The following is a 24,721-nucleotide window of genomic DNA, read 5'->3' on the forward strand; positions in this document are numbered from 1 at the left end:
ATAAAAGCCCCCACCGGCGCGCTGCCGGCGGGGGCTCGTTGAATCCGATCAATGAAATACGACTTACGGACACGCATCCCGACGGCGCGGCGCACCAATACCTACTACGACTACTACGAGCTGTTGGCCGGATAGGACGGCCGCGAAGCCGGCAGGGCGGCTGGAGTGCGTGGTCATGGTCGGGATAAACATCTGTTCGCTCACTTTCCTACCCCATGCTCCAATCCTGCACAGGTTGTCAAGCGGCAACCTGCTTTTTTGAAACCCCAGCACCGTGTTATCTTTTTCCAATAATGGAAATACACTTAAAACAAATGGACTTATATTTTTCTGAACTATGATTATTGCTGTTACGAAAATGAAAAATAATATATACAAAATCAGCAATCGATACCGCACAGACAAACTACCAAACCACAACTTTGTTCGAAAGGGGAGCACGCGATGTTCCAGAAATTCGTTGAACATCTCAGGATCGGGCACAAGCTTGCCATAATGAGCATCTTTTTCTTTCTGCCCATTGCAGTCCTCCTCTATCTGATGGTCGCTGGAATTCAATACGACATCAGATTCTCAACACTCGAAGTCTACGGCAATACTTATCAACGGCCTTTGGAAAAACTACTTGCCGATGTACAGAACCATCGCCTTTACAAGGTCACCGAATTTGACAAAAGCCTTGGCGATCTTGAACAATCTATAGCCACTTCACTTCAGGAGTTGCAGGCGATCCACGATGCTATCGGAGTCGATTTGCAGTTCACACCGGAAGGCCTGGACAAGCGCGGCCGTGGCGGCCTTGTACCGGAGCGGCTTGCCGAGCGCTGGGACGCCGCCAAATCGGCAGAGGATATTTCGGCGTACGATACGGTGATTGCCGACGTGCAGGAAATGATCACCCACGCGGGCGACACCTCCAACCTCATCCTGGACCCGGATCTCGACAGCTACTACCTGATGGACATGACGCTACTCGCCCTGCCCCAGACGCAGGCCCGGCTTGGGGATATCATGCTCGCCGGCGCCAATATTCTGGGCAACCCGATGGGGCCTGCGAAACGCGTGCAGATGGCCGTCTATGCGGCGCAGCTCCAGGACTCCGACATCGCCCGCGTCCTGGGCAGCGCCGAGACCGCGCTCAACGAAGACCAGAACTTCTACGGCGTCTCCGAGACCCTGGCCAAAAACCTCCAGCCGGCGCTGGACGACTACAAACAGAAGAACGCGATCTTCCTGGGTATGCTGGGGGAAATCGCGGACCCGATGCTGCCCCAGCCGTCCAGAGACAAGTTCTTCGAGGCAGGCCTTGCGGCGCGCCAGTCCGCCTTCGACCTCTGGGACACAACGGCGCAGGAGCTGGATATCCTGCTGGGCAAGCGCATCGACTCATACAAGAGCCGCCGGCTCATCTCCCTGGTGCTCGCCGGCATCTCCATTCTCGTGGCCCTGACCCTCACCGTGCTTGTGGGCCGCAGCATAACCAGGCCGGTCGCCCAGCTGGACAACTTTACGGACAAGGTGGCCCATGGCGATCTGACCGCCGTCCTCGCGGGCCGCTTCTCCGGGGAGCTCAGGGACCTGGCCGGGAACATCAAGGCCATGGTCGACGAGCTCAAGCAGCGGCTGGGCTTCTCCCAGGGCATTCTGGACGGCATCACCATGCCCTGCGTCGTGGTCGACCAGAACAGGAAGCTCACCTTCGTCAACAACCAGCTCCTGGACCTGATGCGCAAGGGAGGCAGCCCGGAGGGCTTCCTGGGCAGCGAGCTCGCCTCGTTTTTCCCGCGCAACCCACGTATCGCCGAGACCATACTGAGTTGCCTGAGCTCGGAAACTGTTGTGCTCGACCACGAGATCCAGGGGCAGGACATGGACGGGCAGCCCTTTGACATCCTGCTCTCCGTCACCCCGGTCTACGACCTGGACAACGCCTTGCTCGGCGTTTTCGCCCAGTTTACCGTGCTCACCCGGATCAAGGAGCAGGAGGCCAGGCTGCGCGAGCAGAACACGATCATCTCCGGCGCGGCGGAACGCGCCCGCTCCATCGCCGCCGCCGTGATCCAGGCAGTGGAGGGCCTTTCGGCCCAGGTGACCCAGGCCACGGAAGGAGCCGGCAGACAGAAGGCGCGCTCGTCCGAGACGGCTGCGGCCATGGAGCAGATGAACTACACTGTGCTGGAGGTGGCGAAGAACGCTGGTTCTGCGGCCGAGCAAGCTGAGTCCGCCCGGGAGCGCGCACAGGAGGGACGGAGCATTGTCGACCAGTCCGTCACAGCCATCGGCCGAGTGGCGGAGCTTTCCGAGGAGCTGCGAAATAACATGGCGGAGCTGAGCACCGAGGTGAGCTCCATCGGCCGGATCATGGGCGTTATCTCGGACATCGCCGACCAGACCAACCTGCTGGCGCTGAACGCAGCCATCGAGGCGGCGCGGGCCGGCGAGGCCGGCCGGGGATTCGCCGTGGTCGCCGACGAGGTGCGGAAGCTGGCGGAAAAAACCATGGTGGCAACCCAGGAGGTGGGCAGCGCGATCGAGTCCATCCAGAACGGCGCGCAACGGAACGAGCACAGCGTGGTGCAGGCGACCGAGGCCGTGGAGGAGGCCAAGACCCTGTCCGGCCGGTCCGGAGAGGCGTTGGCCGCTATCGTCTCGCTGGTGCAGTCCAACACCGACCAGGTGCGCTCCATCGCCACGGCGGCCGAGGAGCAGTCCACGGCCAGCGACGAGATCAACCACGCCATCGACGAGATCAACGGGATCAGCGACGAGACCAGCCAGGGCATGAACGGCGCAGCCGCCGACGTGACGGCCCTGGCCGAGCAGGCACGCAAGCTGGAGGTCGTCATCGAGGAGCTCGTGGCCACGTGCTGATGTGAACCGGATGATACGGCGCCTATAACTGGGATGGTGCGCTTCCTTTTCCCGACGGATGTGCTATGAATGTGGCTTCTCGTGAACTTTTGCCTTGCGACCGCGAACTTTTGTCTTCCGACAAGGAGCCACCATGGCTGATTTCATCCGTATCGTCCTTTCCGTAATCATCCCGCCCCTCGGCGTTTTCATGCAGGTAGGCCTGGGCAAGGACTTCTGGATCAACATCCTGCTCACGCTGCTCGGCTATATCCCCGGACTGGTCCACGCCATCTGGATCATCGCTAAAAAGTAGCACTCTTCCCATAGCGGCTGGAGCGCCCTGGCCATGGCGCCCAGCCGTTCCTTTTTCTTCGCAATCTGGTCGCGGCTCATTGCACGCGGCTGATTTCCGTGTATATAATGAACTAAAACTTCAGATTGTCATATCGGAAGCGAAAAGGACTCCTGCTCCATGGCCCCACGGACATATCGCATCAATGCCATTAAAGTGGCGGTATTCTACGCTATCGCCGGTGCGATATGGATCATTTTCTCCGATCTCTACGCCAAGCACCTCTCCGAGGTGCCTTCGCCCGTGGCCTGGTACCAGATGTCCAAGGGGCTGCTCTTCGTCTTCCTCTCCGCCCTGCTCATCTACATACTCTCCGCGCGGCAGATGCTCAGCCTTCTCGAAGCGCGCAAGCTCCACGAGGAGTCCGAGAGCCGTTACCGCACCATTGTCGAAAACGTCACGGACGCCCTGATCATCTTCTCCGGCAAGGGAACCGTGACCTACGCCAACCCGATGGCCTGCGAGATGCTCGGCAAGTCCCTGGACGAGATCCAGTCGCTGGACCCTCGCGCCTTCATCCCCACGGGCATGTACGATCTCTACAGCAAGGCATGGGAGCTGGCCGAACGCGGCGAGGCATTCTTCGGGGAGGACTCGAGCCCGGAGATCCATCCCAAGCGCACCGTGCACTTCGAGTATCGCACCACGCCCATGATGTACGACGGTACGCTGCATCTTCTGGCCAGCTTCCGCGACATCACGGAAAGCAAACAATCGGCCCAGGCCCTCATCCGCTCTGAAAGTAAGTTCCGTAACGTTCTGGAAAACATTCCGCTCATCGGCATATCCCTGGACATGCAGGGCAGGCTCACGTTCGCAAACGACCATTTCCTGGCGCTGACCGGCTACAGCCGCAAGGAAGCGCTGGGCAAGGACTGGTTCGAGACCTTCATCCCCAAAGACATACGCAATATCGTACGCTCCGTGTACGAGAAAACCATGGAGCGCCAGAAGCTCGGCGAGCTCTCCACCTTTGAGAACGAGATACTCACCCGCTCCGGCGCCCGGCTCAAGGTGGCCTGGTCCAACGTGCTCACCCGCGACGTTCACGACCGCATCGTGGAGGTTACGTGCGTGGGCGTGGATCTTACGGAGCGTGTCCGCGCAGAGAACGCCCTGCGAACAGCCAAGACGGCCGCCGAGATTGCCAACCAGGCCAAGAGTGAGTTCCTGGCCACCATGAGCCACGAGGTGCGAACGCCCCTCAACGGCGTCATGGGCATGCTTCAGCTCATGGAATCCACCTCGCTGGACGAGGAGCAGCGCGAGTACATTGCCACTGCCATGGACTCCAGTATGAACCTGCTGCGAATCCTCAGCGATATCCTGGACATCTCGCGCATCGAGGCCGGCAAGTTCGAGCTGGTCGACGAGCCCTTCAGCATGGACGAAGTCATCGCGCCGGTGGTGGATACGTACAGCAAGGAGGCCGCGGCCAAGGGACTGGCCTTTCGCTGCGAGGTGGCCCCCAACGTCCCCCCCGAGCTGGAGGGCGACCCGGTCCGGCTCCGCCAGATCCTCTTCAATCTCGTGGGCAACGCGGTCAAGTACACGGAAACCGGTGAGGTCCTGCTGCAGGTAAGCGCCCTGCCCCACGCCGCGAACCCTTCCCGCATCCCCCTGCATTTCGTGGTGCACGACACGGGCATCGGCATACCGGACCAGAAGATGAACGAGATCTTCGAGACGTTCACCCAGGTGGACAGCTCCTACTCCCGCCGTTTCGGCGGTGTGGGGCTGGGCCTAGCCATCGTCAAACGGCTGGTGGGCATGATGGACGGCTCCCTGGCCATGGACAGCGAACCAGGCCGCGGCACCGACGCCCACGTGACCCTGTACCTGCGCTCCTCGGCCAGGGCAGAGGCTGCGCAACCAACACCGGCTGCGAGTGCCGAGCCCCTACCCTGCAGGCCACTGCGAGTGCTGGTGGTGGAGGACGAGACCGTGAACCGCTTCTACGCCGTGCGCATGTTGGAGAAGCTCGGGCACGAGACCATCGAGGCCGCGGACGGCGAAAGCGCGCTGGAGAAGCTTGCCCGGGAGAAGTTCGACGTGGTGCTCATGGACATCCAGATGCCCAGGCTCGACGGCGTGAGCGCCACCCGCCGCATCCGGGAGGACACCTCGGGGGATTTCGATCCAGATATCCCGATCATCGCCATGACCGCCTACGCCATGCCCGGCGACGAGGAGGAGTTCAAGAGTGCGGGCATGGACGACTACCTGGCCAAGCCCGTGGAGGCCGAGGCCCTGGCCGAAGCGTTGGACAACGTAGCCAAACGCATCGCCGAGCCAGCATAGGCACTGGTCCCCTGCACGGTTGCCCCCAAAGGGGCGACCTTCCATTCCGGTTATTCGGCCCAGCCGCTCCCCTGTTTCGGGAAGCATCGTCTAGCATCGCCGGTCCTGTGAAGTCGGCCGGCGACTATCCTTGAGCCCTAGAACACCCAGGTCTTGTTACCGCTGACGATGATCCGGTCGTTCAGGTGGCTGGCCACGGCCCGCGCCAGCACCTGCCGCTCCAGGTCGCGGCCGATGGCGCGCAGGTTCTCCACCGAGTGGCGGTGGGAAACGCGGGTCACGTCCTGCTCGATGATCGGTCCGCCGTCCAACTCGGCCGTCACGTAATGCGCCGTGGCGCCGATGAGCTTGACCCCGCGCTCGTACGCTTGGCGATAGGGATCGGCCCCGGCGAATGCGGGCAAAAAGGAGTGGTGGATGTTGATTATCCGGTTGGGAAAACGCTCCACAAAGGATGGCGAGAGAATTTGCATGTAGCGCGCCAGCACCACGAGGTCGATCTCGCCTTCCATCAGCTCCAGCATCCGCGCCTCGGAGGCTTCCTTGTCGCCGTCCACCGGCACGTAGTGGTATGGAATGCCGAAGTTTTCCACAGCCTCGCGCTGGTCCGGATGGTTGGATACCACCATGGTGATATCGCACGGCAGCTCCCCCCGCGCGAACCGCCACAGCAGCTCCATCAGGCAGTGCTCCTGCCGTGAGACAAGTATGGCTGTGCGCTTGATATTGCGGCCGTAGGTGATCTCCCAGGCCATGTCGAAGGGAACGGCCACCACGTCCTGGAAGGCGCGCTCCAGCGCCGGGCCTGAGACGTCCAGGTGCGGCGTCTGGAACTCCAGGCGCAGGTAGAGCGTGCCGCCGTAGGCTTCGGTGGCGTGCTGGTCCAGGGCGGTGATGTTCGCCCCGTGGTGGTGCAGAAACGAGGTTACGGCGGCAATGATGCCAGGCTTGTCCGGGCAGGTCACTCGCAGCCTGGCGATGTCTTTCAGATCCATGATCCGTCAACTCCATTGAAAAATTTCGCCGCGTTGGCGGCACCCGGTCTATAGCCGGAACCGCATGGATGGGGCAAGGCCCTCGCGCAGATGCCGGAATTGCGGTATGCTTGTCAGGATTCTCCAACCGTTGACACGACTTGAGAGCGCCGACCATGCGACACCGACCACACCATGCTCGATACGTCCGATTGCTGCTCGCCTGCCTGGTCGCAGCCTGTGTGCTGGCGCCGACCGCCGGAGCCGCCCCAGCCAATAACGCCGCGGCTGATGCGCCCGCATCCGAATCCGCCGCCATGCAGCCCGCGCCGGAAGGCAATGCCCCAGTAGCCGTCCCGCAGAACGCGACCGCCACAGCCAGGGACGAGGCCCTGCGCCAGCGGCTCCAGCGCATCCTCACCAGCCTGGAAGGCATTGAGAACGTGCAGGTGCGCGTGCAGGACGGCGTGGTCTGGCTCGCGGCCGACGCCCAGAACAAGGCCGCGCACGAGACCGCCCTGGACGTGGCGCAGAAGCTGGACGGCGTGGCCTACGTGGTGGACCAGATATCCCTGAGCACCGCGCCCACCACGCGTATCTCCTTTATCATGCAGACGTTCCGCAGGCTGTGGAGCGACACCCTGGCCATGCTGCCGGTGCTGGCCATTGCCGTGGTCGTGTTTCTCGTCTTCGTGCTGGCTGCGGTGTGGCTCTCGCGTTCGCGCTGGCTGGGCCGGCGCTTCACGGCCAACCCCCTGCTGGCCAGCTCCCTGCACCGGCTGTTGGGTCTGGCCCTGTTCGCCCTGGGCCTGCTGGCCGCGCTGGAGGTGCTGGGCCTCACCTCCGTGGCCGGGGCCGTGCTCGGCGCGGCCGGTCTCTTCGGCCTCACCGTGGGCTTTGCCCTGCGCGACATCATGGAGAACTACCTGGCCGGTATGCTGCTCTCCCTGCGCTCGCCGTTCACCGTGGACGACTACGTGGAGGTGGGCGAGCATGCCGGCAGCGTGGTGCGCATGAACTCCCGCGAGCTGATCCTGATGACCCTGGAGGGCAACCACCTGCGGCTGCCCAACGCCATGGTCTTCGAAAGCGTCATCACCAACTACACGCGCAACCCCCTGCGGGCGTTCCAGGTGGACGTGGGCGTGGGCGGCGGCGAGGACTTGTCCGAGGTCCAGCGCATCGGCTGCGAGGCCCTGGCAATGCTGCCCGGCGTGATGGACGATCCGGCCCCCTTCATGCGCGTGCAGTCCATCGGCGACTTCGCGGTGATCGTGCGCTTCCAGGGCTGGGTGGACCAGAAGCAGTACGAGTTCCTCAAGGTGCAGAGCGAGGGCATCCGCATAGTCAAGGAAGCGCTGGACTCGGCCGGCGTGGACATGCCCTACCCGCGCCAGGACATCATGGTGCTGCGCAAGCCGCCCGCAGACGAAGCGCCCAGACGGCGGAAGGACATCGAGGCCTCGGCCAGACGCGCCGACGTTGCCCGCGACACTTTCCTGGACGAGCAGATTCAGGAAGATCGCGCCGAGGCCGCCCGCGAGGGGGAGTCCAATGTTCTGGACAAGAAGACGCCCGGGTAACGCGACCGCTACACACCGCGGCCCGGCTTGTGCCGCGCCGTTCCATCTGGTATCCATCCGAAACCATAGTACAATCCAGATCCGGAGGGCAACGCATGGGTTGGACCGCTTTCGTGTTGGACAACCTCTCGTGGCTCGTCTTCGTCGCCATCTGCCTCGTGGTTCTCGTGTACGTGCTGTTTTTCATGAAGAAAGACCGTGAGGACGACACCGGCCCCAAACGCATCCCGTACATTCCGTACATGGACCGCTGGCGGCCCAACACCAACCCCGGCGCCCTGGCCGGCGCGTTCCTCTTCCTGGCCGGCGGCATGCCCTTCCTGCTCGGCTTCCCCCTGCTGCTCATTATCCTTATCGGCGTAGGCGTCATCGCCATCATCCTGGAGAAACGGCGCACGGGAAACACGCCGTGGCCCATGCTTGTCTTTACCGTCGGGCTCATCGCCGCGGCCATCGAGACGAAGATCCTCATCGCGCGCAAGTCCCCTCTGCTGGACCACACCATGGCCTGGGTCGCGGTAATGGCTGCCGGGCTCGTGGTGGCGCTGATCTCTCTCTGGTACGGCGGCCGCCGCACCCGCCGGAGCTGGAAACGCATCCAGGCGCGGGTTCTGGATAAGGAAATCTACAAGGACATCAGCTATGCAGATGGCGGCGAGGACACGGCCAGGACGTGGTGCTTCCAGCTTCTCTGTGAGTTCGAGTTGAACGGCGAGACCTATCAAGTTACGCCCGGCTTCTGGCGCACCTTCGGCACGGAGTCAGGCGTGAAGCGCTTCCTGGCCAGGGCCATCGATAACAACGGGCGCTGCGCGCTGTGGGTCAACCCGCAGAATCCGCTGCAGGCTGAGCTGGTGGGGCGTGATGTAAAGGATGTGTTGTTGCACTGAGTGTACAGCATACTCCTCAGACTCTGCGCGCTGCTCCTCTCCCTGAAAAACAGCGCCCCACGAAATCCAGAAAAATTAAACCCCGGCCTCTCCTTGCCGAGAGACCGGGGTGAAGGCCCCTAGCCCAGGTGCCCTGTTTGCCCTGTATGGTTGGTTACCGGGCGAACATTGTTATTTATATCGAGAGGCCGAGCCCGGCCATCGTCTTGGTTACCCAGAAGCCGCCCACCATGAGCCACACGGCGAGGATGCCGGCCAGCAGGAACGGCTTGGGTCCCACCACGCGCGCCTTTTCCATGCTCGTTTCCATGCCCAGGGCGCACATGGCCATGGTCAGCATGAAGATATCCAGAGCGTTGATAAAGTGGACGACCCGTGTGGGGATGATGCCGAGGGAGTTGATCCCGATGCACAGGACGAACAGCAGCGCGAACCAGGGGAAGGTGCGTTTTCCTCTGCTGCCTGCCTCGTCTCGGCCTTCGCTCTCGCCCTCTTCCTTTTTCTCGGGGTATTTGGCCAGCCAGAACCCTACGCACACCAGCAGCGGCGCAATGAGCACCACCCGCAGCATCTTCACAATGACCGCAGTGTTCCCGGCCTCCGCGGATATGGCATTGCCCGCGGCCACGGCATGGGCCACCTCGTGCATGGTGGAGCCCACCCACAAGCCGTACGTCTGGTCCGTCAGCCCCAGCAGGCCGCTCTTGTACAGCAGCGGATACAGGAACATGGCCACGGTGCCGAAAACCACCACGGTGCCCACGGCAATGCTGCTCTCATACGGTTTGGCCCGGACCACAGGCTCCGTGCCCAAGACGGCGGCCGCGCCGCACACGGAGCTGCCGGCCGAGGTCAACATGGCCAACCGCCTGGGCAGGCCAAAGACCTTCATACCCAGGACGGTTCCGCCCACAAACGTGGTGGAGACCATGACCACGTCTGTCAGGATGCCGGTCATGCCGACCGAGGCCACGTCCTGCACGGTCAGCCTGAAGCCATACAGGATGACGGCCAGCCGCAGCAGGTTGCTGGAGGAAAACAGAATGCCGGGAACCCACTGCTTGGGCAGGTGCTGGCGCAGGGTGTTCCCATAGCCAATGCCCATGACGATGCCGATGATGAGCGGACTGACACCGATGGTCGCGAAAATGTTCCAATTGGATACATGCGAGGCGGCGGATGCGAAAAGTGCGACAAACAACACGCCATTGATGACTTTCAATGCATCAGCGTCTACAGAGAGGGTGCGTTTCATCGTGAGTACTTCCGTGTTGCGGGGTTGTTGATGTCTGCAAATGTACGCACGACGGTCCGTCGCAACAAACGGGAATACCTGTCAGGTTCAACAACCATTTCTTATCAATCCAAACATGACCCTCCGCTACATAGAAATCTTCCTGGCCCTTGCACGCACCCCCAACATGCGGGAAGTGGCATCGCGCCTCTACATCTCCCAGGCCGGCGTTTCCAGCGCATTGCGCGAGCTCGAATCCGAGCTGGGCATTCTACTGTTCGACCGCGTGGGCCGTGGCATACGCCTCAACGAGAAGGGACGCCTCCTGGCGAGCCGGCTGGCCCCGCTCTACGGGCAGCTCTACGACAGCCTCAGCCTTGTGGTGTCCGACGAGATGGTGGGCAACCTGCACCTGGGCGCGTCCACAACCCTGGCCGACCATGTCCTCCCGCCCATCCTGTACGACTTCAAGAAGCAGCACGGCCGGGTGAACATCTCCTTCGAGTCGGCCAGCACCAAGGACATCGTGCAGCGCGTCGAGGACGGCGTGCTGGACATGGGCTTTGTGGAAGGCGACGTGCACAGCCTCAAGGTGCGGACAACGCCGCTCAAGGAGGAGCGCCTCGTGGTGGTGACGTCGGATCGGAAGTTCGCCCATGCCGGACCGTATCCCCTGGCCGAGCTGATGGGCGGCAACTGGCTGCTGCGCCAGGACGGCTCGGGCACGCGGGAGACCTTCCTGACCTATGTCCTGCGCATGGGCCTCTCGCCCCACGTGTTCCTGGAGTTCAGCAACAACGACGCCATCAAAGCGGTGCTGAAGAACAAGGACACCCTGGCCTGCATCTCACCGCTTGTGGTGGCCACGGAGATCAAGCACGGCGAGCTCTTCGAGGTGCCCGTCGCCGACGTCACCTTCTCACGCACGTTCATGCGGGTGCTGCACATCGAGCGCTCTCTGACCCCGCTGCTGGAACGGTTCAGTGATGCGCTGGCCGAGCAGTTGGGCGGGGGGGAGTGAGGGGGAGAAGGACAAAAGTGGAGATCAGGAGTGGGTCAACCCGCAGAACCCGCTGCAGGCCGAGGTTGTGGGGCGTGGTAACAAGATGTGCTGTTGCATTGAGCGCGCTGGTTTCTGATTATAGCGAACCAACGCCGCATAGATCGACACATCCCTTATTTCTTCAGTGCATATGTATATTGCAATTGCACAACAAATCTAGTACTATATACTCATCATAGTAATTTCTATAACAATATCGGGATGTTTTGCTATGCCCTTTAAAGAAAAAATGATCTCCAAAAGCGCATTCTGCAATCGCTACAACAAAACAGAAGACGATTTCGAGAAGGCTGCTATTACTTGGGAAGAGTTAACAGAAATTTACTACTCTTACATTAGTGACATTCAATCTTTGGAGTCAGTCGGTAAAAATGTCGTGGACATATTGCGTGGAGCAAAAGATGTACATTCAACTAGGATGCGTATTAAAGATGCGTATCACCTTGTCGAAAAGATCTTACGCAAAAAAGCTCAAAAAGACTGGGGTGAACTGAACCTCCACAACTACAAAGATATCGTCAAAGACTTGATAGGAGTCCGGGCTCTCCATATACACAAACATGATTGTATTAATATACATACTTTCATTGTCGACACATGGCCTCTCTGTGAAGAAGAACCACCTGAAGCGAATATTCGCAAAGGCGATGATACTGAGCATTTACATTTGTTTTCTGATCCTAAACCCGGAATCAAGATCAATGAAAGTGGCTACCGATCCATCCATTATGTAATCATATCATCGCCAACCAAACGATCTTTCAATGTCGAAATACAAGTCCGTACAATTTTTGAAGAAGGCTGGAGTGAGATAGACCATCAAATTCGCTATCCCATCAATAGAGCTGACAAAATCACTTCGGGTTTAATCCAAAATTTAAGTCAGCAGGTTGGTGCAGTAGGTGAATTAGCTCAAAACATCCAAACCTATCATATCACCAAGAAAACTGAAGATTCATTCCCTGAAGAGCCGGATGAGGTTCATGGTGCGGCAGACACAGCCGACAACGCTAGCACGTTATATTCTCCGCCAATACCACCATATATAGATTATGAACAATTCTTAAATCCACCAGGAATATCCGCATCAGATATTAAAAGTTTTATACGATACCTAAGTGACGTGCGTGCACCTGAATTTTCTTCTACTGAAATAGCTGATGCTTTGGCAGATATTAAATATTATAACGATTACTATGCAGATATTTTGAAACCTACTGAACTGGATCTCTTAATACAAAGTACATTCGAAAATAAATACAATGACGTGCTATATCCTAAAACTCTCACACCCACTAACTCTCAAGATATTGAAGAAATTCTACATACACACAATCAGGCAAAAGAAACACTCGATTCGTTCAGGCGTATCAACGATCCCCTTCAAGAATATAATCGCGTCAAAGACATTCTCGAAGAATATAATAGAGCCAGAGACATCATGCGGCGAAATTCCCACCCCAAAAAAGACCGTGATGAGGATGAATAGCCAAAAAAACCCGGCCCCTCCACACGGAGAGACCGGGTTCATTACATCTATAGCTTGAGAAGCTAGGCCGTTAGGCCCGAGCGGCTTAGCGCATGCTCTAATACATGCCGCCCATGCCGCCCATACCACCCATGCCGCCAGGCATGGCCGGGGCAGCGCCTTCTTCCTTGGGCTTCTCGGCAATGGCAGCCTCGGTGGTCAGCAGCAGGCCGGCCACGGAAGCAGCGTTCTGCAGGGCAATGCGGGTCACCTTCTTGGGATCGATGACGCCGGACTTGATCAGGTCCTCGTACTCGCCGGAGCCGGCGTTGAAGCCGAAGCCGTCGCCCTTGCCTTCCAGCACCTTCTCCAGAACGATGGCGCCTTCCAGGCCGGCGTTGCCGGCGATCTGGCGGAGCGGCTCCTCGGCGGCGCGGCGGACAATGCCCACGCCGGCCAGCTCATCGTCATCGGCAGGCTTCACGCTCTCGACAGCCTTGAGGCAGCGGACCAGGGCCACGCCACCGCCAGGAACAATGCCTTCCTCGACAGCTGCGCGGGTGGCGTTCAGGGCGTCTTCCACGCGGGCCTTCTTCTCCTTCATCTCGGTCTCGGTGGCTGCGCCAACGTTGATCACGGCAACGCCGCCCACGATCTTGGCCAGGCGCTCCTGGAGCTTCTCGCGGTCGTAGTCCGAGGTGGTCTCGTCGATCTGGGCGCGGATCTGGCCGATGCGGGCCTTGATGTCCTCGGCAGAGCCGGCGCCGTCAACGATGGTGGAGTTCTCTTTGTCGATCACGATGCGCTTGGCGTTACCAAGGTCGTTGACCGTGACGTTCTCCAGCTTGAGGCCGATGTCCTCGGAGATGACCTTGCCGCCGGTCAGCACGGCGATGTCCTGCAGCATGGCCTTGCGGCGCTCGCCAAAGCCGGGGGCCTTGACGGCGGATACCTGCAGGGTGCCGCGGAGCTTGTTCACCACGAGGGTGGCCAGGGCTTCGCCCTCGATGTCCTCGGAGATGATGAGCAGCGGACGGCTCATCTTGGCGACCTGCTCCAGAGCCGGGAGAAGATCCTTCATGGTGGAGATCTTCTTGTCGTAGATGAGGATCAGCGGGTCATCCAGCTCGCAGACCATCTTCTCGGAGTCGGTCACGAAGTAGGGGGAGAGGTAGCCGCGGTCGAACTGCATGCCCTCGACCACGTCCAGGGTGGTCTCAAGGCCCTTGGCCTCTTCCACGGTGATGACGCCTTCCTTGCCGACCTTGTTCATGGCCTCGGCGATGATGTTGCCGATGGTGGCGTCGTTGTTGGCGGAAATGGTGCCGACCTGGGCGATCTCTTTCTGATCGCGGGTGGGCTTGGCGAAGTTGGCCAGCTCGGCGACGATGGCTTCAACAGCCTTGTCAATGCCGCGCTTGATGGCCATGGGGTTGCGGCCGGCGGCAACGAGCTTGACGCCTTCGCGGAACACGGCCTGGGCCAGGATGGTGGCGGTGGTGGTGCCGTCACCGGCGATGTCGGAGGTCTTGGAAGCGACTTCCTTGACCATCTGGGCGCCCATGTTCTCGAACTTGTCCTCGAGCTCGATCTCCTTGGCCACGGTCACGCCGTCCTTGGTGATGATCGGGGAGCCGAAGGACTTCTCGATGACCACGTTGCGGCCCTTGGGTCCGAGAGTGACCTTTACGGCATTGGCGAGCTTGTCCACGCCGCGCTGGAGCTGCTCGCGGGCTTTGACGTCGAACTTGATATCTTTGGCCATATTGCTATGCCTCCTGAATATGCTTCACGTAATGAATTGAATTGGGAAAAAAAGAAATCGGGGGCGCAGTAACTAGCCGATGATGGCCAGGATGTCGTCCTCGCGCATGACGAGGAACTCATCGCCGTCCACCTTGATCTCGGTGCCCGCGTACTTGTTGAACAGAACCTTGTCGCCCTTGTCGACGGTCAGCTTGATCTTGTCGCCCTTGTCATTGGTCTTGCCGGGTCCCACGGCGACGACTTCACCCTTGATGGGCTTTTCCTTGGCGGTGTCGGGGATGATGATGCCGCCTTTGGTCTTTTCCTCTTCCTCGAGGCGCTTGACGAGAACGCGATCGTGCAACGGCTTGAGTTTCATTGTTTTCCTCCACAATACGATATGGTTGATAAATGGCGGATACGCCTTGATCATTCCGGCGCTGGCACTCATCAGCGAGGAGTGCTAACACCGACAACGTGCAACTATACGTATGCTATCCCGTTTGGCAAGGGGTACGGGGGTATTTTTTTTCACTTTTTTCACACTCCAATAATGAGGGAAATTTGGCCGCCATCCCTTTCCGCGCCTGCGTCGCGGCGGAATATACTCAAAAAATTCCTTGTACCTTCTGCCTCTTGTGGATGGTGCCCTTCGTGACTATACTCCCGCCATGCAGCCAAGACCCCAGCCTTGAAACCGTGTACCGGGCGCCCCCCGGAACGCGACGGAGACCTTGAAACATTATGGAATCATCGACATTTCCCCGCATTGACCGGCTGCCTCCCTACGTCTTCGCCATCGTCAACGAACTGAAGATGCAGCTCAGGCGCCAGAACATCGACATCATCGACCTGGGTATGGGCAACCCCGACCTGCCCACGCCGCAGCACATTGTGGACAAGCTCTGCGAGGCAGCCCAGAACCCCAAAAACCATCGCTACTCCGCATCCCGAGGCATCCCCAACCTGCGCCGCGCAATCTCCGACTGGTACCAGCGCCGCTTCGACGTCTACGTCGACCCGGACAAGGAAGCCGTGGTCACCATGGGCGCCAAGGAAGGACTCTCCCACCTCGCCATGGCCATGCTCAGCCCGGGCGACGTGGTCTTCGCGACCGACCCCGCCTACCCCATCCACCCCTATGCATCCATCATCGCCGGGGCAGACGTGCGGCGCATACCCATCGGCAAGGACCGCGACTTTTTCGACGACCTCATGCTCGCCACCAAGCAGACCTGGCCCAAGCCCAAGGTGCTGGTCATCTGCTACCCGCACAACCCCACCACCAAGTGCGTGGAGGTGGACTTCTTCCAGCGTATCGTGGACTGGGCCAAGGAGCACAACGTCTGGGTCATCCACGATCTGGCCTACGCCGACCTGGTCTATGACGGTTACAAGCCGCCGTCCTTCCTGCAGGCCGACGGCGCCAAGGATGTTGGCGTGGAGTTCTTCTCCCTCACCAAGTCCTACTCCATGGCCGGCTGGCGCGTGGGCTTCTGCTGCGGCAACCGCGAGATGGTCCACGCCCTGACGCGTATCAAGAGCTATCTGGACTACGGTATCTTCCAGCCCATCCAGATCGCGGCCATCGTGGCCCTGAACGGCCCGCAGGACTGCGTGACAGAGATAGCCAAGGTGCACCAGGAGCGCCGCGACGTGCTCATCGACGGCCTCAATCGCATCGGCTGGGAAGTGCCCCCGCCCAAGGCCACCATGTTCGTCTGGGCCGAGATCCCCGACGAGTTCAAGCCCATGGGCTCCGTGGAGTTCTCCAAGATGATGCTCAAGGAGGGCCACGTGGCCGTCTCCCCGGGCCTGGGCTTCGGCAACTATGGTGACGACCACGTCCGCTTCGCGCTCATCGAGAACCCGCACCGCATCAAGCAGGCCGTTCGCGGCATCAAGAAGTTCCTTTCCGGAGGTCCGTGTGAAACAGGCTAAGCCCCTCGTCATCGCCATGGCCGGCATGGGTACGGTCGGCTCGGGTGTAGCGCGTCTGCTGGAGGAAAACGCAGAGTCCATCGCCAAACGCGCCGGCAGACCCGTCACCCTCAAGACCGTCGTCATTCGGAGTCCCAAGGAGCGCGTAGGCGCGGCCAAGGACGCCGAGTTCACGAACGACCTGCTCGCACCGGCCAACGATCCCGAGGTGGATGTTGTCCTGGAGCTCATCGGCGGCACCACTGCCGCGCGGGAGCTCATCACCAAAGCTCTGGAGAACGGCAAGCACGTGGTCACGGCCAACAAGGCCCTGCTCGCCGAGTACGGCCACGAGCTCTTTCCGCTGGCCCGGAGCAAGAGCTGCCACCTGGGCTTCGAGGCCAGCGTGGCCGGGGGCATCCCCATTCTCCAGTCCATCAAGGAGACCCTGGCCGCCAACGAGCTCTTCTCGGTCATGGGCATCCTCAACGGCACGGCCAACTTCATCCTTACGCAGATGTCGCAGGACGGCATGCCCTTTGACAAGGCCCTGGCCCTGGCTCAGGAGAAAGGCTACGCCGAGGCCGACCCCACCCTGGACATCGAGGGCATCGACGCCGCGCACAAGCTCGTGCTGCTTATCCAGCTCGCCTTCGGGGCCAACTACCCGCTGGACAAGCTGCGCGTCTGGGGCATCTCGCGCGTTACGCCCATGGACATCGCCTTTGCCCGGCAGATGGGCTACGGCATCAAGCTCCTTGGCACGGCGCGCAAGGTGAATGGCAAGGTCACGGCCGGCGTCTATCCGGCCCTGGTGCCGGCGCACTACCTGCTGGCAAAGGTGGAGGGCTCCTACAATGCCGTGCGGCTGGAAGGCAACGCCGGCCCGGTGATGCTCTACGGCTACGGCGCGGGCGATCTGCCCACGGCCTCGGCCGTGCTGGCCGACGTCATAGCCGTGGCGCGCGGCTGCGAGCCCAACAACCTGGGCTTTGCGGACATGCCTTTCCCGCCGGACGCCGATATCCTGGACCTGGACGAGGCCGTGTCCGAGCACTTTCTGCGCTTCCTCGTGCCGGACAAGCCCGGCGTGCTGCGCGACATCGCCGGTGTGCTGGCTGCGCACGATATCTCCATCGCCCAGGTCATCCAGAAGGAAAAGAGCGAGGTCACGGGCTCTGCCGTGCCGCTGGTGCTCCAGACGCACGACGCACCGGCCAGAGAGATCCACGCGGCCATGCGAGAGGTCGAAAAACTTGACATCACCCTCGACAGGACCATGCACTACCGCATTCTCTAGAGAGACATATCGCGATCCAGCGCAGCCTCCGACCTGCGCGTACATCAGGATTCCACCACACACGGCGGCAGTTGCCGCCGTGTGTGGTTTGCGCGGCTGACATCACGACGCGCAGGTGGTATCCGGAGCCAATCGGCACCTCTTCGCACACATTTTGAATCACTCAAGGAAATAATGATGTCCGATGCTTCCCGCACGTTTCTGTTTCTCGTAGGCGACGGCATGGGCGACTGGCCCATGGACGAGCTCGGCGGCAAGACGGCGCTCCAGGCAGCCCACACCCCCAATATGGACCGCTTGGCCGGCCTTGGCCTGACCGGCCTGTGCCGCACCGTGCCGGACACCATGCCTCCTGGCTCCGACGTGGCCAACATGGCCCTGATGGGCTTCGATCCCATCGTACACCACACCGGCCGCGGCCCCATCGAGGCCGCCGCCCAGGGCCTGGAGCTCGGCGAGAACGACCTCGTGTTCCGGCTCAACCTGGTCACGGTCTCGGAGTTCTCGGCCGACGGCGTGATGCGCGACTACTCCTCCGGCCACATCAAGACCGAGGACGCCACGGCCCTGCTGGAGAAGCTCTCCACCGAGCTGGCCGATCTCATGGGCGACGACTTCGAGTTCTACCCCGGCGTCCAGTACCGCCACCTGCTGGTTGCCAGGGACGCGGCCGACGGCCCCTTGTCCGACCTCTTCACCAACCCGCCCCACGACATCCTGGACCAGCCCATCGTCAACGACATCACGGAGTTCGAGGAGTACCCCGAGCTGCACGCCGTGCTCAAGAAGGCGGCGGAGATTCTGGCCTCCCCGGACAACCCCACCAAGGCCAACGCCCTGTGGCCGTGGGGGCAGGGCCGCCCGCTCATCCTGCCGCCCTTCGTGCAGACCTACGGCATGCGCGGCGCGGTGATCTCGGCCGTGGACCTGGTCAAGGGCCTGGGCCGCGCGGCCGGCATGCGGGTAATGGACATCGAAGGCGCCACCGGTCTGCTGGACACCAACTACGAGGGCAAGGTCCAGGCCGCCCTCGACTTCATCAACGGCGGCGGCGAGCTCGTGTTCCTGCATGTGGAAGCGCCGGACGAGTGCGGCCACGGCGGCGTAGCTTCGGAAAAGGTGGAGTCCATCGAGCGCTTCGACAAACGCATCGTAGGACCGCTGATGGACGCGCTGTGGGAGAGCAACGCCGCGTTCCTCCTGGGCTGCGACCACTTCACGCCCATTGCCGAGCGCACGCACACCAAGGACCCCATTCCGTTCGTCCTGGCCTGGAAGGGCTGCGAAAATCCATCCGGCGTGGCCGAGTACTCCGAAGCGGCCGCCGCCTCTACGGGCCTGATGATCGACCCCGGCTTTGAGCTCATAGGCTGGGCCCTGACCGAATCCGGCCTGCGGGAGAAGAAAAAATGAGCAATGAGAAGGATACCTTTCCAAAGCCCGAGTGCTGGTATCCGCACCGCGTCTCCTACGGCGAGACAGACACCATGGGCCTGGCCTACTACGGCGAGTATCTTCACTTTTTCGAGCGGGCGCGCAGCGCCTTCATCCGCGAGCGCGGCATGAGCTACGCCGGGGTGGAGGAAAAAGGCGTGCTCCTGCCCGTGCGCGAGGCGTGCTGCCGCTACCGCCACCCGTCGCGCTATGACGATCTTATCTGGATTCGCGCGGGCATCAACGAGTGGTCCCGCGTTGCAATGACCTTCATCTATGAGGTGTGGAACGAGGACAGGACAGAGCTGCTCACCACGGGCCACACTCAGCACGCCTGCGTCGGCCCGGACTTCAAGCTCATCCGGGTCCCGGAATGGCTCAAGGAGATGTTCCAAAATGATTGACGAACCGCGCGACGCCGGCTCCCCATCGGCGTCCGCCCAGACCGCTGCAACCGCCGCTCCGGGGAACGGCTACATCGACGTCCACACCCACTCCTTCCACCCCAAGATTGCACACAAAGTCCTGAAACAACTGGAGGGCCACTACCGCATCCAGCCCGTGGGCTCCGGCCTGCTGGAGGATTTGCTGCAGGTGGAGACAGCGGCCGGCATAGGCCGCATGATGGTGCACAGCGCGGCCACCACCCCGGCGCAGGTTATCCCCGCCAACAACTGGGCGCTGGAGCTGCTCAAGAAGGACACTGGCCGGATCGAGCCCTTTGGCACCGTGCATCCGGAGTTCGAAAAGTGGGAGTCCGAGCTGGACCGCCTGGAGCGCGCCGGCATCCGCGGCCTGAAGATCCACCCCGACTTCCAGGGCTTCCGGCTGGATGATCCGCAGCTCTTCACCATCTTGGAGGCAGCGGCCGACCGGTTCGTGTACATGATCCACGTGGGCGACAGGCTGCCCCCGGCCGAGAATCCCTCCTGCCCGTACAAGCTGCTGGCCATCCACGAGGCCCTGCCCCAGGCCAAGATCATCGCCGCGCATCTGGGCGGCTATCTCCACTGGCAGTGGGTGCTGGAGACCATCCTGGGCCGCAATGTGTACATCGACACCTCCAGCTCACTTTCCTACATCGACCAGCCCACGCTGGAGGCCATTTTCGAGCGCCATCCGCGCGAGTACATCCTCTTTGGCAGCGACTGGCCCCTGCAAGACCCCAAGACGGAGATAGGCTTGCTGCGCTCCCGGCTGGGGCTGACGGACGCCGAGATCTCGGAGATACTGGCCAACGGCTCCAGGCTGCTGCCGGCGCACGCCGGACATAAGCCGGAGCAGCAACCTGCCTTTTCGCCAGATCCTACCCGGCACGACACATCCCCCGACCGGTCCATATAATAGAACAGCGGCCGTCACCCTCTCCAGGCGGCGGCCGCTTCCTTATCATTTGGATGGCTTCCGGCGGCTAATCAATTGCGGGCACGCCCAGGGCTTCGCGGATCGACTCGATGCTGCGCTTCTGCACGAACAGGGCGGTGCGGTGCTTCACCGATGCTTCGCTGGCGTAGAGATCCAGGAACGCGGCCACCATGCCCTCGGCCTCGTCGTCATTCAGGCCTTTGACCAGGACATCGCCCAGTCGCGGCCGCCTGCCGCCGTTGCCGCCCACGAGTACGGTCCAGCCGTGGGGACCGCCCACCAGGCCCACGTCGCGGTAGCGGCTCTCGCCGCAGTTGAAGTTGCAGCCCGAGACCCCGACCTTGACCTTGGCCGGGAAGGCGCGGCCAAAGACCAGCCTGTCCAGGCGCGCGCCCATGCCCATGGCGTCCATCATGCCGAAGCTGCACCAGTCCGTGCCCGGGCAGGCCTGCACGTAGTTCTTGCACAGCTCGCCAACCGGGCCCAGCGCTTCCTTGATGGGGCCCAGGTCCTCCTCGCGGATGCCGAGAAGCATGAGCCGCTGCGCCGAAGTGATCTTGACCGCGGGTATCTTGTACTCGCGCACCACGTGGGCGATGCGCTCCAGTGTATCAGGGTCGATCACGCCCAGGGGCGTGCGGGGTTTGATGGCGTAGGTGGTCTTGTCTCGCTGCAGGATGGCGCCTGCCTTCGGATCGCTCACGGTTCCTCCTTGGTGTCGTATCGTGTGGGCCGCGCCGCTGCACGGCCCGTTGCATGTACACCACCCGGTGCATGCCGCACAATGCGATCCGTTGCCTTGCCATAGATCAATTCCGGAGATTTTCTGAATGGGGGAACACGGCGAGGCATGCGATATCCTGCCGCAACGCCGCCTTCTTCCAGACGCACAGCATCACGCCGCCTTCCGCCGCGGCACTCTTGTACGAGCCCTCGCCCCGCGCCTGACTACTGCCCTTCCTCATCGCGGGAGCGCTGCTGCAGCTCCGATATCTCGTCCTCGCTCAGGTCGTAGCCGTTCTCTTCAGCGATCCGCGCCAGATGGAAGGCGTCGGCGCCGGCGTCCACCAGCTCCCTCTGCAGATGCGGGTAGTTGCCGAGATCGACCAGGAAACGCTCGAGTTCATTCTGACTCATGCTTTCACTCCTTCACTCGGTTTGCCGGGCCCAGCGGCCCGGCCGGATCACGTGGCCTGCGCCTCCTGCTGCCGCGCGCAGACGATGCACAGCTCGGTCCACGGCATGGCCTCCAGCCGCCTGGGCTCTATAAGCCTGCCACAGGAGGAGCAGACGCCGAAGTTCCCGGAATCCACGCGGGCCAGCGCCTTGCGGATATTGCCGCTCTCTTCCTCCAGGCTCTCGATCTCCCTGTCGATCTGCGAGAGTTCCTGTTCCTTCTGGCCGCGTTCCGCCGGCTCCGTGAGCTTATCCTGCAGTGCGTTGCGCAAGGCGTGCAACCGCTGCTCATCCTGGCGCACCTCTTTGAAGCGCTCCTTGATGGTATGAATAATACTTTGTGTAACCAAGACGTACTCCTTGCTGTAGCTGGCTTCACCTAGTGTCACCTGCACAGAATAGAGGCTCCGCACCAAAGACACCAATGACGTGGCCGGGGAAACCTCGGGTATTGCACCGAAGGCAGCACTCGCCCCTACTTTCTTCTACCATACTTCGGCAAAAGAATCACACCGGATTCAAACGATACGCGCAGAAGACGCGGCATGAGCCCAGAGACAGACGGTCAGAACGCTGGACGCCGGGACAATGGCCTGCACGCCCGCGTCAACGTGGGGTCGAAAAAACGAAGGGCCGAGAAAACGGGAGTTGACTCGGGCCCACCTAAGAAAAAGGCCCGGCAAAGAACCGGGCCTTGAAAAAGCGCTGTGTACGCGGACAATTAGAAGGTGTAGCCGACGCCCACGGAGCCGCCCACGCCGTCCAGCTGTTGGGGGTTGAACCCGCCCAGGTGCCGGAAGCCCATACGGATGAGGAACGAGAAGTTGTCGGTGACCCGCAGGTCCTGGCCGATCTCCGTCTTGAAGGAGAAGAAATTCGTGTTGCCGCTGTAGGGCACTTCCTCGTCTGTCACGGCGGCGCCCACGCCCATGGCGAGGAACAGCCCCCCCATCTCCGTGGGGAAGAAGTTGAACCGCGGCCCGACAGTGAAGCCGTAACCGGAGATATTCTCATCGCGGGTAGGAACCGGCATGGCCGAGCGATTGACCGCTTCGATGTACTCGGCGGCGACGTCCTGCTGCGAGGCTGTGTAGCCCATGGACGCGAGGAGCTGTGTGACGTACGCAGAGGGGATGACCTCGTAATTCCTGAAGAAGTTCTTCTGGTCGCTGTCGAGATCCGCGTTCATGAAGAACTCGTACGCCAGGAACTCCGCCTCCACGCTCCAGAACTCGTTGATGAAGTAGTCGAGCGTGACGCCGTACGTCATGTAGGCGTCCACATCATCATGGAAGACCCAGACGCCGCCGACACTTGCCGAGGCTTCGAGATCGTTCGAAATATGATACTTCTTCTCGGCAAGCGCCTGGCCGGGCGCAAGAAGCCCTGCCAGCAGAATTGCCGTCGCGATCATTACTGCCGCGCTTCGACGGAACACCACCATCACCCTTCCCTTGTCATTTGGATTGCGTATCTGCGTGTCATACCACACGGCACCATATTGCCTTCCGAGCCCCTTGTCCAGACTCGTGTTGCCTATCGTCCCAAGCTGGGTTATTTTAATGAAGTGCCCTACAAAGCTGATTCTTTTCTCAATGATGCTTCCTTGTCGCGCGCCATGCTGCGGCTCCTGCCCGTTCTTCTCGCCCTGCTGATTCTGACCAGTTTCGTCCTGCCGGCCCGCGCCCAGATCAACATGTGGGAAGATGAGGAAGGCGTGCTCATCCTCGACAGCCGGCGTACGCCCCACGAAAAGCCCGGGCTCATCGTCACGGACGAGAGCATCCAGACCAGGCCCATGCCCGCCGGCACAAACGTGGACGAGTTCCACCGCGTGTACAAACGCGGCACGGACGAGCTGCAGAAGATCGCCGCCCTCATCCGCCAGGAGGATTACACCTCCGCCCTCTCGGTCCGGCTCGTCCCCTTCAAAAACTACATCCCGTCCAAGGCTCCGCACCTGGTCATCCCGCCCGGCGTGCAGCAGCGCATCGACGCCATGGAGGGGGTCAGCCGCGTCTCCCGCAACATGATCGAGGGCCAGCGCGACCCGCAGGCCGTGGGCCGTCTCAAATCAAAAGCACTCTACTGCAACGGCCTGGTTGCAAAGCTCCGCTGGGATGTCTGGATCAAGACGTATCAGGCGCCCATCGATATCGCGGAGCTCGACGAGACCATCTGCCTGAATCGCTGATCCGCCCTACAGATTGAGCATCAGATAGTCGCAGTCGGCCGTTGTGACCGCATCCTTGTCCAGCCGCCCCTTCTCTTGCGGCAGGATGATACGTTGCGTCACGTCCGGGTCCTGCTTGCGCATCTGCGCGGGCATGGCCGCCTTCCAGGCATGCACGGAGCCTGCAAGCACCACCATGATCGCGCCCGGATACTCCTTCATGTCGTCCAGGGCGTGCACGGCCATGGCCGTATCCCACACAAGCTGGGCCTCGCAGAACTTCTGGAACTCCGCTTCGCCGTGGCCATGCGCGCCGGTGATGCGGTGCAGGAACTCTGCATACGCCGGGCTCACGTCGCAGGCGATGGGCGGCAGCATGCCCCGCTCCTCTTCGGTCAGGGACTCGAAGCCCTGGCTGGCCACCTTGCGCGTCACGCTGCGCGGTACGTTCAGCCCGGCCATGGGCACGCCGTTCTCCCGGCAGTAGAGAAAGATGTCCCGGTACTGCGGCCACAGCCGGCCCCAGTTGCGGCGGAATGCCTCTATGAACTCGCGTTCCGGCAGTTTCCCGGCCAGCCAGCGGTCCAGCGTCTCCTGGTCCCGCCGCTCGAACATCTCCAGCCCCACCACCACCTCGTGGCCGGCCTCCCGGAGCGCGCGGATAACGGCAAGCTGAGCCAGGTGGGTAGCGTACTCGTCGTGCACCTCGCCCACGTACACGAACTCCGCCTTGGCAAGATCGGGCACGGCCGCCTCGATGGAGAGCTCGCGACCGTTCGCCACATCCCACAGCGAGAAGTCCCAATCGTCGATATCCTGGGCCAGCGCGGCGCCCGCCAGAACGAACGTCGCAACCAGCGTGAAAAGGCATACGATCAGCCGTCGCATG

Annotated in this window: 23 protein-coding genes; 13 read left to right on the top strand and 10 right to left on the bottom strand. The window is 61.4% G+C overall.

Annotated features, from left to right (window positions below):
- Window positions 1-63: 63 nt before the first annotated feature.
- Window positions 64-558 carry a hypothetical protein gene (locus E8L03_RS09405; protein ID WP_171267199.1) on the bottom strand — a complete coding sequence of 165 codons (495 nt, stop codon included), beginning with the start codon at window positions 556-558 and terminating at the stop codon, window positions 64-66.
- A 195-nt stretch (window positions 559-753) separates the two neighbouring features.
- Here E8L03_RS09405 and E8L03_RS09410 point away from each other — a divergent pair, with 195 nt between their 5' ends.
- The 3 genes from E8L03_RS09410 to E8L03_RS09420 all read left to right on the top strand — a co-directional run bounded on the left by E8L03_RS09410 (window position 754) and on the right by E8L03_RS09420 (window position 5,506).
- Window positions 754-2,871, top strand: coding sequence for a methyl-accepting chemotaxis protein (locus E8L03_RS09410; RefSeq protein WP_171267200.1), 2,118 nt, complete (start codon window positions 754-756; stop codon window positions 2,869-2,871).
- 133 nt (window positions 2,872-3,004) lie between these two features.
- Window positions 3,005-3,166 carry a YqaE/Pmp3 family membrane protein gene (locus tag E8L03_RS09415; protein ID WP_144233479.1) on the top strand — a complete coding sequence of 54 codons (162 nt, stop codon included), beginning with the start codon at window positions 3,005-3,007 and terminating at the stop codon, window positions 3,164-3,166.
- A gap of 159 nt (window positions 3,167-3,325) precedes the next feature.
- Window positions 3,326-5,506: a PAS domain-containing sensor histidine kinase gene (locus tag E8L03_RS09420; protein ID WP_171267201.1), complete on the top strand. Its 2,181-nt coding sequence runs from the start codon at window positions 3,326-3,328 to the stop codon at window positions 5,504-5,506.
- A gap of 137 nt (window positions 5,507-5,643) precedes the next feature.
- Here E8L03_RS09420 and purU read toward each other — a convergent pair whose 3' ends face one another.
- On the bottom strand, window positions 5,644-6,501 hold the full coding sequence (gene purU, locus E8L03_RS09425) for a formyltetrahydrofolate deformylase (RefSeq protein ID WP_144233477.1): 858 nt from the start codon (window positions 6,499-6,501) through the stop codon (window positions 5,644-5,646).
- Between the two features lie 155 nt (window positions 6,502-6,656).
- On the opposite strand from purU, the gene E8L03_RS09430 reads away from it, so the two are divergent.
- A complete protein-coding gene (locus E8L03_RS09430; RefSeq protein WP_171267202.1) occupies window positions 6,657-8,063 on the top strand; it encodes a mechanosensitive ion channel family protein in 1,407 nt (468 codons plus the stop codon).
- A gap of 95 nt (window positions 8,064-8,158) precedes the next feature.
- Window positions 8,159-8,953 (top strand): DNA translocase FtsK 4TM domain-containing protein, encoded by a 795-nt coding sequence (locus tag E8L03_RS09435; protein WP_171267203.1) that lies wholly within the window; start codon window positions 8,159-8,161, stop codon window positions 8,951-8,953.
- A 175-nt stretch (window positions 8,954-9,128) separates the two neighbouring features.
- Here the strand turns inward: E8L03_RS09435 and E8L03_RS09440 are convergent, their stop codons facing one another.
- Entirely contained in the window at window positions 9,129-10,208 is a 1,080-nt protein-coding gene (locus tag E8L03_RS09440; protein ID WP_171267204.1) for a YeiH family protein, read from the bottom strand.
- Between the two features lie 115 nt (window positions 10,209-10,323).
- On the opposite strand from E8L03_RS09440, the gene E8L03_RS09445 reads away from it, so the two are divergent.
- Window positions 10,324-11,208: a LysR substrate-binding domain-containing protein gene (locus E8L03_RS09445; protein ID WP_171267205.1), complete on the top strand. Its 885-nt coding sequence runs from the start codon at window positions 10,324-10,326 to the stop codon at window positions 11,206-11,208.
- 253 nt (window positions 11,209-11,461) lie between these two features.
- Window positions 11,462-12,739, top strand: a complete 1,278-nt coding sequence (locus E8L03_RS09450; RefSeq protein ID WP_171267206.1) for a RelA/SpoT domain-containing protein — start codon at window positions 11,462-11,464, stop codon at window positions 12,737-12,739.
- 97 nt (window positions 12,740-12,836) lie between these two features.
- On the opposite strand, the gene groL is transcribed toward E8L03_RS09450, so the two are convergent.
- Together groL and groES are read right to left on the bottom strand one after the other, a co-directional pair.
- Window positions 12,837-14,483 carry a chaperonin GroEL gene (groL, locus tag E8L03_RS09455; RefSeq protein WP_144233471.1) on the bottom strand — a complete coding sequence of 549 codons (1,647 nt, stop codon included), beginning with the start codon at window positions 14,481-14,483 and terminating at the stop codon, window positions 12,837-12,839.
- A 72-nt stretch (window positions 14,484-14,555) separates the two neighbouring features.
- Window positions 14,556-14,843 carry a co-chaperone GroES gene (gene groES / locus E8L03_RS09460; protein ID WP_144233470.1) on the bottom strand — a complete coding sequence of 96 codons (288 nt, stop codon included), beginning with the start codon at window positions 14,841-14,843 and terminating at the stop codon, window positions 14,556-14,558.
- Window positions 14,844-15,208: 365 nt separating this feature from the next.
- Here groES and alaC point away from each other — a divergent pair, with 365 nt between their 5' ends.
- From alaC to E8L03_RS09485, 5 genes are all read left to right on the top strand, one after another.
- Window positions 15,209-16,405: an alanine transaminase gene (alaC, locus tag E8L03_RS09465; protein WP_144233469.1), complete on the top strand. Its 1,197-nt coding sequence runs from the start codon at window positions 15,209-15,211 to the stop codon at window positions 16,403-16,405.
- Window positions 16,406-16,421: 16 nt separating this feature from the next.
- Entirely contained in the window at window positions 16,422-17,684 is a 1,263-nt protein-coding gene (locus E8L03_RS09470; RefSeq protein ID WP_412973794.1) for a homoserine dehydrogenase, read from the top strand.
- A gap of 177 nt (window positions 17,685-17,861) precedes the next feature.
- A complete protein-coding gene (locus tag E8L03_RS09475; RefSeq protein ID WP_144233467.1) occupies window positions 17,862-19,097 on the top strand; it encodes a cofactor-independent phosphoglycerate mutase in 1,236 nt (411 codons plus the stop codon).
- Window positions 19,094-19,522 (top strand): acyl-CoA thioesterase, encoded by a 429-nt coding sequence (locus E8L03_RS09480; RefSeq protein WP_144233466.1) that lies wholly within the window; start codon window positions 19,094-19,096, stop codon window positions 19,520-19,522. Before E8L03_RS09475 ends, E8L03_RS09480 begins: the two co-directional genes overlap by 4 nt.
- Complete coding sequence (locus E8L03_RS09485; RefSeq protein WP_171267208.1) at window positions 19,515-20,462, top strand: amidohydrolase family protein; 948 nt, start codon at window positions 19,515-19,517, stop codon at window positions 20,460-20,462. The genes E8L03_RS09480 and E8L03_RS09485 overlap by 8 nt, the downstream gene beginning before the upstream one ends.
- 67 nt (window positions 20,463-20,529) lie before the next feature.
- Here E8L03_RS09485 and E8L03_RS09490 read toward each other — a convergent pair whose 3' ends face one another.
- The 4 genes from E8L03_RS09490 to E8L03_RS09505 form a co-directional block, all read right to left on the bottom strand.
- Window positions 20,530-21,186 (bottom strand): NAD(P)/FAD-dependent oxidoreductase, encoded by a 657-nt coding sequence (locus E8L03_RS09490; protein ID WP_171267209.1) that lies wholly within the window; start codon window positions 21,184-21,186, stop codon window positions 20,530-20,532.
- Between the two features lie 245 nt (window positions 21,187-21,431).
- On the bottom strand, window positions 21,432-21,620 hold the full coding sequence (locus E8L03_RS09495) for a Nif11 family protein (RefSeq protein WP_144233463.1): 189 nt from the start codon (window positions 21,618-21,620) through the stop codon (window positions 21,432-21,434).
- Between the two features lie 47 nt (window positions 21,621-21,667).
- Entirely contained in the window at window positions 21,668-22,009 is a 342-nt protein-coding gene (locus tag E8L03_RS09500) for a TraR/DksA family transcriptional regulator (protein ID WP_171267210.1), read from the bottom strand.
- A gap of 371 nt (window positions 22,010-22,380) precedes the next feature.
- Window positions 22,381-23,073 (bottom strand): outer membrane beta-barrel protein, encoded by a 693-nt coding sequence (locus E8L03_RS09505; RefSeq protein ID WP_144233461.1) that lies wholly within the window; start codon window positions 23,071-23,073, stop codon window positions 22,381-22,383.
- 192 nt (window positions 23,074-23,265) lie between these two features.
- Here E8L03_RS09505 and E8L03_RS09510 point away from each other — a divergent pair, with 192 nt between their 5' ends.
- Window positions 23,266-23,853, top strand: coding sequence for a hypothetical protein (locus tag E8L03_RS09510; protein WP_171267211.1), 588 nt, complete (start codon window positions 23,266-23,268; stop codon window positions 23,851-23,853).
- 6 nt (window positions 23,854-23,859) lie between these two features.
- Here the strand turns inward: E8L03_RS09510 and E8L03_RS09515 are convergent, their stop codons facing one another.
- Window positions 23,860-24,720 (bottom strand): ChaN family lipoprotein, encoded by an 861-nt coding sequence (locus E8L03_RS09515; protein WP_171267212.1) that lies wholly within the window; start codon window positions 24,718-24,720, stop codon window positions 23,860-23,862.
- Window position 24,721 lies beyond the last annotated feature (1 nt).

The organism is Oceanidesulfovibrio marinus, from assembly GCF_013085545.1.
Taxonomy (GTDB): domain Bacteria; phylum Desulfobacterota; class Desulfovibrionia; order Desulfovibrionales; family Desulfovibrionaceae; genus Oceanidesulfovibrio; species Oceanidesulfovibrio marinus.